Source organism: Streptococcus jiangnanensis (genome assembly GCF_040888325.1).
Classification (GTDB): domain Bacteria; phylum Bacillota; class Bacilli; order Lactobacillales; family Streptococcaceae; genus Streptococcus; species Streptococcus jiangnanensis.
This window is the reverse complement of sequence record NZ_JBFNFF010000001.1, coordinates 304,792-318,023: the sequence shown is the minus strand read 5'-3', so window position 1 is coordinate 318,023 and position 13,232 is coordinate 304,792. Positions and strand designations below refer to the sequence as shown.

General features: G+C 39.7%; 5 protein-coding genes. 3 read left to right on the top strand and 2 right to left on the bottom strand.

The annotated features are described in order from the left end of the window. Position 1: 1 nt before the first annotated feature. Positions 2-1,486: a DUF1846 domain-containing protein gene (locus tag AB2B49_RS01455; protein WP_049504891.1), complete on the top strand. Its 1,485-nt coding sequence runs from the start codon at positions 2-4 to the stop codon at positions 1,484-1,486. A gap of 94 nt (positions 1,487-1,580) precedes the next feature. Further along, positions 1,581-2,063: an S-ribosylhomocysteine lyase gene (locus AB2B49_RS01450; protein ID WP_000032545.1), complete on the top strand. Its 483-nt coding sequence runs from the start codon at positions 1,581-1,583 to the stop codon at positions 2,061-2,063. Positions 2,064-2,122: 59 nt separating this feature from the next. Here AB2B49_RS01450 and AB2B49_RS01445 read toward each other — a convergent pair whose 3' ends face one another. Together AB2B49_RS01445 and AB2B49_RS01440 are read right to left on the bottom strand one after the other, a co-directional pair. After that, entirely contained in the window at positions 2,123-4,228 is a 2,106-nt protein-coding gene (locus AB2B49_RS01445; RefSeq protein WP_049504893.1) for an AAA family ATPase, read from the bottom strand. A gap of 453 nt (positions 4,229-4,681) precedes the next feature. Further along, positions 4,682-7,774, bottom strand: coding sequence for a Spy0128 family protein (locus AB2B49_RS01440; protein WP_320691847.1), 3,093 nt, complete (start codon positions 7,772-7,774; stop codon positions 4,682-4,684). Between the two features lie 405 nt (positions 7,775-8,179). Here AB2B49_RS01440 and AB2B49_RS01435 point away from each other — a divergent pair, with 405 nt between their 5' ends. After that, a complete protein-coding gene (locus tag AB2B49_RS01435) occupies positions 8,180-13,054 on the top strand; it encodes a G5 domain-containing protein (protein ID WP_320691846.1) in 4,875 nt (1,624 codons plus the stop codon). The last annotated feature ends 178 nt before the right edge of the window (positions 13,055-13,232 follow it).

The window sequence follows — 13,232 nt, the reverse complement described above, 5'->3', positions numbered from 1 at the left end:
AATGAAAAAACAAGCTTTTAGTTCTGAACAATATTTGAATCTACAGCGCGACCACATTTTGGAGCGCATCAACCAATTTGACGGCAAGCTCTACTTGGAGTTTGGTGGCAAAATGTTGGAAGATTTCCACGCTGCTCGTGTCCTTCCTGGTTATGAGCCTGACAATAAAATCAAGCTCTTGCAAGAATTGAAAGAGCAAGTTGAGGTTGTGATTGCCATTAATGCTAGCAACATCGAGCATTCTAAAGCGCGTGGCGACCTAGGCATTTCTTATGACCAAGAAGTTCTTCGCTTGATTGACAAATTCAATGAGCTGGGAATTTTTGTTGGTTCGGTTGTCATCACACAATACGCTGGCCAACCCGCTGCAGATGCCTTCCGCAACCAGTTAGATAAAAACGGGATTGATTCCTATCTTCATTATCCAATCAAAGGATACCCGACGGATATGGATCACATCATTTCTCCAGAAGGTATGGGGAAAAACGACTACATCAAAACCAGTCGCAACTTGATTGTCGTAACCGCTCCTGGACCTGGTTCTGGAAAATTGGCAACTTGTATGTCCAATATGTACCATGACCAACTCAATGGCATCAAGTCTGGTTACGCTAAGTTTGAAACCTTCCCAGTTTGGAATCTTCCCCTTCATCATCCGGTCAACTTGGCCTACGAGGCTGCAACCGCAGACCTTGATGATGTCAATATGATTGACCCTTTCCATCTCCAAACCTACGGAGAAACCACTGTCAATTACAACCGTGATATCGAAATTTTCCCAGTGCTCAAACGTATGTTGGAACGTATCCTAGGTGAATCTCCATACGCTTCACCAACAGACATGGGTGTCAACATGGTTGGTTTCGCTATTACAGATGATGAAGCTGCTGTCGAAGCTTCTAAACAAGAAATCATCCGTCGCTACTATCAAACTGTTCTTGATTTTAAAGCTGAAAAAGTCGGAGAAACTGCTGTCAAGAAGATTGAACTGCTCATGAACGACCTCGGCATCACACCTGCAGACCGTAAGGTTGCTGTCGCTGCACGCCAAAAAGCAGAAGAAACTGGTGGCCCTGCCCTAGCCCTTGAATTGCCAAATGGGGAAATCGTGACTGGTAAAAACTCTGAACTCTTTGGTCCTACAGCTGCTGCCTTGATCAATGCCATCAAAAAATCAGCTAACATTGCTAAGGAAGTAAAATTAATCGAGCCTGAAGTCGTCAAACCAATTCAAGGTCTTAAAATCAATCATCTAGGTAGCCGCAATCCTCGCCTCCACTCAAATGAAATTTTGATTGCACTTGCAATCACAGCTATGGAAAATCCTGATGCTGCGCGTGCCATGGAAGAACTTGGGAATCTCAAAGGAAGCGAAGCTCATTCAACCATCATCCTGACCGATGAAGACAAGAATGTCCTACGAAAATTGGGTATCAACGTAACCTTTGACCCATTCTACCAATACGATCGCTTGTATCGGAAATAAAAACTCAAACCTCTCCTTTCTTGGAGAGGTTTTCTCTCTGTTTCAAGAGCAGTCTTTATGATATAATGAAAGAAGAAAACTGAAAGGAACTACCATGTCAAAAGAAGTTATTGTTGAAAGTTTTGAACTTGACCACACCATTGTTAAAGCACCTTATGTTCGCTTGATTGGGGAAGAAACGGGGCCAAAGGGAGACATCATCTCCAACTTTGATATTCGCTTGGTACAGCCAAATGAAGACTCTATCCCTACTGCTGGGCTTCACACTATCGAACACCTCTTGGCCAAACTCATCCGTACCCGAATTGACGGCATGATTGACTGTTCACCATTTGGTTGCCGTACAGGCTTCCACATGATTATGTGGGGACGCCATACTAGCGCTGAAATCGCTACTGTCATCAAGGATTCACTAAAGGAAATCGCTGAAACTACTACTTGGGAAGATGTCCCAGGAACAACTATCGAATCTTGCGGAAACTACAAGGACCACAGCCTCTTTTCTGCTAAAGAATGGGCGAAACTCATCCTAGAACAAGGAATTTCAGATGATGCCTTTGAGCGCCATGTCATCTAAACACAAAAAGGAACCAGCTTTTAGCTAGTTCCTTCTTTTTTTATTCTCAAAATCTTAAGTTAGGCTTTTTCACGAATGACCAAAACGCCATCTTCCATATCTGCTTCCAGATGTTTGGCATCTAGATGATCCAAGTGGAAATCTGTTACCTTATCACGAATTTGTTGTTCAACCACACGACGGAGAGGACGAACACCCATGACTTCGTCATAGCCTTCTTCTGTGATAAAGTCCTTTGCCGCTTGGCTGACTTCCAAATCAATGTCTTTCTTAGCCAAGGTTTGGTTAACTTCAGACAACATCAAGTCCACAATCTTAGAAAGGTCTTCCTTATTCAAGTGTGAGAACTCGATAACTGCATTAAAGCGGTTAAGGAATTCTGGACGGAAGAATGGTTTCAAACGCTCCATCAATTCTGGTTTATCCGCATCTTCTGTCAAGTTGGCTTCATAGCCAAATCCAGCATTTGATGTCGCGATAATGACTGTGTTCTTGAAGTTCACTGTATTTCCTTGACCATCAGTCAAACGACCATCATCCAAGACTTGAAGGAGAAGGGTGATTACTTGAGGATCAGCCTTTTCAATTTCGTCCAAGAGAATGATAGAGTATGGATTGCGACGAACACGTTCTGTCAAGGTATTGCTATTGTCATCATAACCCACATAACCTGCTGTTGTACCGATCAATTTAGATACGGCTGTGCGGTCACTGTATTCAGACATATCTAAGCGGATGATCGCATCCTTAGTTCCAAACATATCCAGTGCCAATTGCTTAGCGAGCTCGGTCTTACCAACCCCAGTTGGACCTACAAAGAGGAAGCTACCGATTGGGCGATTGCCTTCATCAAAACCAGCACGGTTACGACGAATAGCACGAGCCACTGCTTCTACTGCCTTATCTTGGCCGATAACCTTGTGTTCCAAACGATGAGCCATATCTTTTAGGCGTTCGATATCAGATGCCCCCATTTGAGAAACTGGGATACCAGTCATACGCTCTACGGACTCGGCCACATCATTGACAGTGGCAGTCACTTTCATGTCTTCTGTGTGGTTTTCGACTTTTTTCTCTAATTCTGCAATGCGAGTTTTAGCATTGAGAGCTGCTTCAAAGTCTTCTGCTTCAACTGCTTTTTCTTGCTTGTCTTTTTCTGCCTCAATCTCCCGTTCAACAGCATGAACATCTGTTACAGGATGTTGAGCTGCCAAGTGAGCTGCCGTTACATCGACAAGGTCGATAGCCTTATCTGGCAAGCTGCGTTGAGGAATGTATTGGATAGAATAATCCACTGCTGCTTTCAAGACTTCGTCTGGCAAGATGACATTGTGGTGTTGTTGATAGAGGTCACGAATTCCTTGAAGAATTTTAAAGGTATCCTCTGCTGAAGGAGCATTGACCTTCACTTCGTTGAAACGACGAGCAAGAGCTGCATTCTTCAAGATAGTGTTACGGTATTCGTCTTGAGTCGTTGCCCCAATAACAGTCAACTCACCACGGGAGAGAGCTGGTTTGAGAATATCCGCAAGACCTTTAGAACCACTTTCACCTCCGATTGAGCCAGCGCCAAGGATTTGGTGAATTTCATCAAAGAAGAGGATAATATTTCCTGCTTCTTTCACCTCGTTGACTAGGTTTTGAACGTTTTCTTCAAAGCTACCACGGTATTGAGTACCAGCCTCAAGACCTGAGATATCAATAGAAATGATTTCCTTGTTCTTGATGGCAGCTGGAACACCTCCATTCACAATAGCTTGTGCCAAGCCTTCGACAACAGCTGTCTTACCAACACCTGCATCTCCGACCAGAACAGGATTATTTTTCGTACGACGTGAGAGGATTTCAGATGTTTCTTGAATTTCCTTGTTTCGTCCGATAACAGGATCCAACTTGCCCTCACGAGCTTCTGCGGTCAAGTTACGACCTAGTTTAGCAAGGACACCGTCTTGTTTCATACCTGAAGCCTGTTGTTGCATTTGCGCATCAGATTCTGCATTTCCTGGTAATTTCCCAGTTGCACGATAGTGAGCAAATTCCTCAGGTGTCACTTCACGTCCATTAATCAAGTAGCGACGGTTTTCAGAACTATATCCTCGCATACCACCCATCAATTGGTTAAATAAATCATCCATGTTGTTAAAGTTATTAAAGTTGTTGTTCATATTCTTTACCTCGTTTATTCTTAATTATATGCGATCTCTGATATTGACTATCTTTGACCTTTGTTTTAAAAATTTTAGACTAGCTAACTAGCTACCCTACGTATAATTTCTGGTTTTTCTTTCTTAAATAAGCCTTTTATCATCTTCTTTTCAAAATCTGTTAGATTTAACATAGGCCTCACCCCTTTCTAGGGTATCTATCATACATTTTCAAGAAATAGGATCATTGAAAATGAAGTTTTCTAAGGAATTCATTTTCCTTATGTTTCTACTATACCACTTTAGTCAGTAAAAGTCAATAACTTTTTGACCAAATTTGACTATTTTTTTAAAAAATTTTTTGAAGTACAAAAAAAGCCCCTAGAAAACGAATTTTCTAGAGACTTTCTCTATCAAGTTTAAGAGAGAAGTATAATTCTCACTTACCAAGTTTTATGTTTCTTCTACGAAAGCTTAAGCTTTACGTTTTACGAAGAATACCAATCCACTCAATGCCAATACTACAAATCCAATTGCTGAGAAGATAGATGTTGCTTCACCTGTGTTTGGAAGTTCAGCTTTACCTTTATTCTCAGTAGCTGGAGGTGCTGGTGTTGGATCTGGTGTTGGTGCTGGATCTGGCGTTGGCGCTGGATCTGGTGTTGGTGCTGGATCCGGTGTTGGTGCTGGATCTGGCGTTGGTGCTGGATCTGGCGTTGGTGCTGGATCTGGCGTTGGTGCTGGATCTGGCGTTGGGTTTGGATCCGGTGTTGGGTTTGGAACAGTGTATTTATTTGTAAATACAACTGCTTTACCATCTGCATATGAGACAGTCGCAGTCAAGAGACCTTGACCATCCGCAACTACAGTGACTGTTACAGTATGCTCAGTCTTATCGTATTCAATACCCTCTTCAGTACCAACTTTTTCAACCAAGGTATAAGTGTGAGTACCTGCTTCTTCGAATGAACGAACAAAGGCTACTTTCCCTTCGGCAGTGTTCTTAGCTTCCGCTACAACTGCACCATTTTCTTTCAATTCGAAAGTATAAGCATCAGTCGCAAGCTCTTTACCTTCAAGTTTCTTAGTTGCTTCAATCGTAGCTTCTACCGCTGGTGCTTTAAAGCTATTCGTGAAGACACTACCTGCTGGGTATTCAACAGTTGCCTTCAAGGCATTTGTTGCTGCATCTTTGGTTACTTTTACCACTGCAGTCTTTTCTGTATCGTAAGTAATACCAGTTGCTCCAGCATTCACTTCTTTTACAGTATAAGTATACTCACCTTCTGCATCATAGTTGATTGCATTAAATGTTACTTTTCCAGCTTGGTTTGTTTTTGTATCAAGTAGTTTTGTACCTTCATACAATTCAAATTGGAATTCACCATCAACCAAAGTACGACCAGTCAATTCTTTCGTAAACTCAAGTGTTGCTGATGTAGCTGTTGGAGCTGGTTCTTTATAAGTGTTAGTGAAGACACGTTCTGCAGTCGGATTTTCCACAGTCGCAACCAATTGACCTTGACCGTTATCTGCTACAGTTACTTTAACTGTGTAAGATTCTGTTGAGTATGTCACACCTGCTTCTGTTCCTGATTTCTCAGTAATAGTGTAAGTGTGCTCTCCTGCTTCTGTGTAGTTGACGTTGAAGACAACTTCACCTGAAGCAGCGTTCTTAGCTTCTGCTACAACTGCATCTTTTTCTTTCCATTCGAAAGTATAAGCATCAGCCACAAGCTCTTTACCATTCAAGACTTTCTTAGCTTCGATTGTCGCACTTGTTGAAGCTGCTTTATAAGTGTTAGTGAAAGTTGGTTCTGCTGAAGTAACAGAAGCTGTCAATACTCCACCTTGGAATGCTGCTGTTACAGTAACTTCCTTACCTGCTTCATCAAAAGTGATACCATTGATTGCTGCTGAAGTATCTTCTTTGATGACGTAGTGGTAAGTTCCCGCACCTTTTACTTCAATGTTCTCGAAGGTAATCGTTCCATCAGCTTTTGATTTCGCTGTGGCTACTGGAGTCTTCAAGTTCTCTGCTGTATATAGGTTAAAGGTAAACTCATCCGCTTTTGGAAGTTTATCTGTACGACCTTCTACCACTTTCTTAGCTGTTACATTGAACACAGCTGGAACAGGCTCGTCCTTAAGGTTGATCGTAGAACCTGCTGCTCCGAGTTTGACTGTATACTCTTTTTCATCTAGCTTATAGCCAGCTGGAGCAGTCTTCTCTTTGATCTTGAACGTTTTACCTTCCCATTTCTGATCATAAGTTTTAGTAAGCGCTACTCCTTTTTCATTCGTAGTCACTTCTGTTGTTTCACTTGCATCATCTGCTGCTGTCACAGTATAAACTGCTCCTTGAACAGGTGTAAGAGTGAACGCGTCTGTCTTATTAATCTTAATTTGGTAAGCTGTAGATGCTACAATTGTACCAGAAATCAAAGATGTTGCTTCCGCTTTCATGCTAAGCGCACCTGGGCGACTTGTATTTTGTGCAAGTTTTGTTCCGTCCGCAAGAGACAAAGCTATGATATTTGCTACTTTCGTACCATCATTTGGAGTGGTAGTACTATATGTAACGAAGTAAGAAGTCGTTCCATCTTTGATTGTAACATCAAATGATGTATAGTTTGAGTTCCAAGCAACTGTATAGTCAGTGCCTTCTACCATGAGTTCTGCTCCTGGAGGAACAGCAGAAGTACCGCCGTTAATATCAGCCTTGTAAATCTTCAAGCTTTCTGGAATGTATTGAGCTGGTGTGTAGGATGTGTCATCATTTGGAATTGTGTCATGAAGCACAATGTTTTGTCCAAAATCTTGTTTTTCTGTGTTCACACGTACACGCCAGTTTGATTGCTCATTACCTGAGCTTACTGATCCGATAGCTGCTAGTTTTGGAGAGTTCCAGCTTTCACGGGAAGCTTGTCCACCAGCTTTCGCATAGTTCTCAGTACCAACTTTAGGACCTGTGATTGTCTTAGCAGTATACGTATGGTTTACTTCTTGCTTCATAGAAGAAGAATTAAAGCTAATTGGTGTCTTGTTCTGGTCTGTTAGGAAGCGGAATGAAGCCGCAAAGTTACCAGATACATCCTTAACTTTATCTCCACCGGTTGCAGCTAGGTACTTGTCCAAGTTTTTCAAGGTAATTTTTGCTTTACCACCCTTGTCATTACCACTTGATGTTACAACTGCTTCCCCAATCGTTACTTGCGTAGCTGGGTCAACCAACTGTTGAGTGCCGTTGTAGACTGTCATTGGTGCAGGAATGTCGAAAGTGAAATAATCACCATTGTTCAAGTTCTCATTGTATTGTTTGAGATCAAACGTTACACGAAGCTTGTAGGCATTCCCTGTACGAACTGCATAATCTCCCTCAGATGTTACATTCTGTTTCGTATCTGAAGCATCCAACAACTCAACACCTGTAATAACTTGCGTTAATTCCTTTGGCGTTGGGTCATCAGCTTTAACAGTATTTGTTGAAACAGATGTAAGTGTCAAGACAGAAAGAGCTGCAGCTGAAAGTTTTGAAAGCAATTTCAGCATTTTGCTTTTTGCCATGTTTCCCCTCTTTTCTATATTTTATTTTCAATGTTCTTAATCCCTCTCCTGAGAAACGAAGAAGAAATCACAGATTATTTGATATTTAGTAGTTAAAGTCCTCCAAACACTTTAAGTATTAAACATAAATAACCACATACATTCTAGCATTATACTTGTCATTCTGTCAAGTAAAACAAACTCAATTTTAACTATTTTACGAATAAAATAATTTGTGTTAAAAAATAATTTTAATTTTCTAGTTTGATTTCTTGACTCAAACTACTTGATTTGTTAAAATAAAAAGGTTGCAATATATTTTTATATATTATTATAGTTATTTGTAGGAGAAACTAAATATAAATTATTATGAATAATTGCGGCCAAACTACTTAATATATACATTATAAAGGGAATTATAATTTTATGAAAAAGTTACGTAAAGTAAAGAAGCACTGGGTTGCTGTTTCAATCGGAATTGTTACATCAGCCTTATTAGTCAATAACGTAGCCGCTAATGAAGTTGGGGGAGACACTTCAGAAATGCTACGACCGACTACAGTTACATCTTCAACGATTGAAAAAACCAATGAAGACGGAAATACTCCAAATTCTGCTGAGAATGCTAATAATCCTAGTTCAGTGACTGAACAGTCTACTACTCCTTCTTCCAATGTATCCGATAGTGCTAGCACTGTAGCTGAAACTCCTACGAAGCCAGCAGATAGTAAACAAATAGGACGAAGTGGCTTCCGAAGTGTAAGCGCATCCACATCTGCGGAAAAAAATAAAAGTCAGCCAAAAGACTCTATACCGACTGAGCCCGCTGAATCTATCGAATCCGCTCTAAAACCAGAAGTAAAAGCTGACGAGGAAGCAATCAAAGCAAAAGCCATTCCTGAAATACCAAAAGAAAACCAATCAAAGAAAATTCAAGATGCCATCACAGAAGATGTAAGAACCGTTGTTTCAAAACCAACTGTTGAAGGTATTGAGTATGATGTTCACTATGATCATAAAAACAAATGGTACTATGTCAATGCTACTGATTTTGGTTTGAATGTAGCTGATAACCAAGATGATACTCTCGCTGTTAATAAAGCACTAAAAGCAGCAAATGAAATTGTAATGGCTGATCCAGATGGTACACAACATACTGGTGTTGCCGTCAAACTTTCTGGAATTGTCAATGTGGCTCGTGATAAAGGCGAAATTGATCACTATAAAATTTTAACATACGGATCAGGTGTTCCTATGCCTATACAAAAAGGACGAATTGATGGTGTTCAGAATCTTTCGCATGTTACGAAAGAAGAATATGAAAATCTTCGTGTAGACTCGGATGGACTTGTTCGTTATGTTAGTTCTAACGGAGAAAACCTTACAGGAATAGCACTGCCTATCTATCGCAAAAGCGAAAGTGGCTCCTTTAATCAAATTAAAATCGGTTCAGAGCACTCAAATGTAACCGGTCTCTTTGGAGACGGTCCAGGAACAACCGTATTAAAAACAAATTTAGTTCAGCTAGGAAATCCTTGGGATAGCAACGAGAATGATACTGACAATCGCGACCATGCTGTTTTGCTAGTTGAAAATCAAAATGGATTCCTTGTGAAAGATTTATCTGTTTCTATCCAAAACTTAAAAGAAGCTTTTGGAGAACAACATGATGGCTTCTACGTCAAAGGAATGCCCTACTATGGAAAAGTCGATGGCGTCCTTATCAATGATTCTGATAATGTAACTGTTGAGAACGTTGAAGCGAGTGGAGCTAACAAAGCTGGTATCCGCTTCGGGTCGTCATATAACAGTGTCTCAAATATCTCTCTTCCTGGTTGGGGCCGTCCTCGCTCTGTGAGTAATTTGATTGCTGGAAAAGCTCCTGGTTATACTTTCAGTAGTCTAAACTTAGGTGAAAACAATAAAGTATTAAACAGTAATACTCACAATAACCGAGTGGCTGGAGTTCAATTCTCTTACCAAACCAATATCCTTATTGAAGGAACAACCACTTCTGAAAATGGACACAAATTAAACGGAAGTACAGGTTATGGTTTCGCTTCAGAGGCTGGATCCTACAATAATGGAATAGTTTTCCGAAACAATACGAGTACCTATAACTATCGTAAAGGTTTAGATATTCACGACGGTGACCGAATTTTAATCGAAAACAACATTTCATACGGAGATCGCTTGTTAGGTATCTCTGTATACAACCGAAACTTTAAAATGGAAAATGTTGTCATTCGAAACAACGTTGTCACACAAGATAAAACAAATCGTCTAGTACGAGATGACTTGAAAGTTGACGGAAAATTTACACATGGTCATGATTACCTCCAGTATGAAGCGATTCATTTGCAAACGAATGAAAAATCTCAGGACTTGAGTGCAGACGGAGCCGTAGGTTATTTTGAAATTAGTAATAACCGCATTCAAGATTTGGATTCATCAGGTAGAACCGCTACAAACCAAGACTACAATACAAATGCTATCTTGGTTCGTATGCAAGAGCCTTATCTAAACTATGTACTGAATATAAAAAACAATCAAATCACTGGACACTCAGCAAACGATTTGATTAAGATGATTAACTCTTCTAATGACAATATTAGGGGAACCGCTACATTATCTGATACAAGTAAATTTGCAAACGGATTGGGATATGGTTCTGGTTCCATCAACATTAGTAATAATAAAGTCGAGCTTGAAGAACTTTACGGTGATCCAAATAAAGATTTATCTGCTATTACAATCGCTGAATCGACTAGTAATTTTAATGTCGCAGATAAAACAATTCGATCTAACCAAGATAAGTTCCGTGGGTCTGTTGTTTTCCAAAACAATGACATTAAAGTCAAAAAAACTTTCATGAGTACTAGACCTGGCATCATCGGAAAACAAAAGACAATGCCTATCATTTCTATTACAACAAATGCAGAGGGCGTTCTTTTTAAAGACAATAATCTTGACTTTGGGGAAATCACACAATCTTTAGCTAAGAATGCTGCAACACAAACGCCGTTAATTAGTTTAAATGGAAATAATGGTACTTTGGTGCAACCTGGACTTGGCTTTGGTATTAATACAACTCGAACTCCAAGCAACCTTCCAAATACACTTAGTCGAACTCAACCATTAGCTTTTATTGGAAACGATATTAAAATTTCTAATATTAGTTATGCTAACAATGTTGATTTGCCAATCCGTGTATTAGAAACCAATCACCTAGTTCGATATACTGAAAACAATACCTTCACTTCCGAATCAGAAATCACAGCTTCTACTACCGATACGAAAACCGATCCACTTGGCAATGCGATCTATAAGCCTGCAACCGAACGCCTTATTCCTAACAAGGAAAAGAATAGCACTCAATTCAATATGGGAGTTAGTCGTTTTTCAACAAGTTCCCCTAGTTTAATCAACAGTTCAGAAGAGACTGTTCCATATGAGACAATCTACGTGAACGATAAAACTATTGCAGCTGGAACTAGCATTGAGAAAACTCCTGGTGTAGCTGGAACGAAAACTGTAAATACCTATGCGACTGGTGTCGATAACTCTGCTTATGAGAAATCAAGTGGAACCGATATCCTAAACTATGGTCTCAGATACTTCTATGCAACAACAAATATTCGAGAAGCTACTGATAATGATCGCATTCCTGGCTTGCTTCGAGCAGACTATACAACCACAGATGGCAAAATTATGACAGCCACTAAAACGTATAGTTACACTGACACTAAAAACCAAACTCAAACAACTGAGATGGCCTATCGCTATGAAAATCTTCCAATTGGTTTGAAGAACGATACGCAATATACATTTACTGATGAAAATGTAACTACGGCACCGCAAAATCGTATTGTCCATGTAGGTACACGAACTTCCAAAGCTATTGGAGCATTTGATCAGTTTGATGTCGATTTCGAAACAGAATATGTAAACGATGATACTATTCTAGTTGGTGATTCTGTCATCAAAACTCCTGGTGTCAAAGGAATCCGTACTGTTTCTTATCGAGAAATCCGTGATAATGATACAAATGATCTAATTTCAAGAGAACAAGTTTCTGATAGTATCACTACTAAACCTATTAAGCAAATCGTACTTGTGGGAACAAAACCACTTACTAGAACTGCTCAAAGAACTGAGAAACAGGATATTGAATTTGATATCGTTAAAGTGCCTTCTGACAAGCTATTTGTTGGAGAAGAAGAAATTCAGATTCCTGGTGTTAAAGGTACTAGATCTATTGTTCACGAAGATACTATTGACAACCGAGACAATACTGTGATCTCGTCTCGTGTGATCTCTGACGAACAAACCGAACCTCTCAAACAGATCGTACTTGTGGGAACAAAACCACTTACTGTAACTGCTCAAAGAACTGAGAAACAGGATATTGACTTTGATATCGTTAAAGTTCCTTCTGATAAGCTATTTGTTGGGGAAGAAGAGATTCAAACCCCTGGTGTTAAAGGTACTAGAACTATTGTTCACGAAGATACTATTGACAACCGAAACAATACTGTGATCTCGTCTCGCGTCATCTCTGATGAACAAACTGAGCCTGTCAAACAGATCGTACTTGTGGGAACAAAACCACTCACTGTAACCGCTCAAAGAACTGAGACACAAGATATTGACTTTGATATCGTTAAAGTGCCTTCTGACAAGCTATTCGTTGGAGAAGAAGAGATTCAAACCCCTGGTGTTAAAGGTACTAGAACTATTGTTCACGAAGATACTATTGACAACCGAAACAATACTGTGATCTCGTCTCGTGTTGTCTCTGACAAACAAACTGAGCCTGTCAAACAGATTGTACTTGTGGGAACAAAACCACTTACTAGAACTGTTCAGAGAACTATTGAACTTTCTATTCCTTATGGTATTCAATCCATTTATGATGATAAATTGCCTAGTGGAACACAAATGATTGTTGCCCCAGGTAAAGCTGGCCTTCGTACAATCATTATCGAAGAAGTTTTTGATGATAAAGGGCAGATTATTTCTAGCAACATTCTGTCTTCTACAGTTACAATTACACCTACTGATGAAATTGTAAGAATAGGAACAGCTGCTACTACTGCAACCACTCCAAATAATACTGACCAATTAAGTCAAGATAGTCAACAAAACCATGCAAATACTGAGCAATCTACTGTTGATAATACCAAAGTATTACCAAATACAGGAACAGAAAACAATCACTCTGCAGCAGTGACTGGTGCTCTAGCTCTATTTGCAGCCTTAGGTCTTACACTATTCAAACGTAAAGAAGATAACGACTAAAGTATATGTCATTTACTCTTCAAGCTAGATAGTATATTTTAAAAAAGGATTGAAGTCTATATTTTGTAGAATTCAATCCTTTTTAGTCAATTCTATGACACCTGCAGTAAGGCAGAAAAAGCCATATTTTATATAGAAGTAATTTGTCTCTTCTCTCTGAGAGTATAAACTATAATAT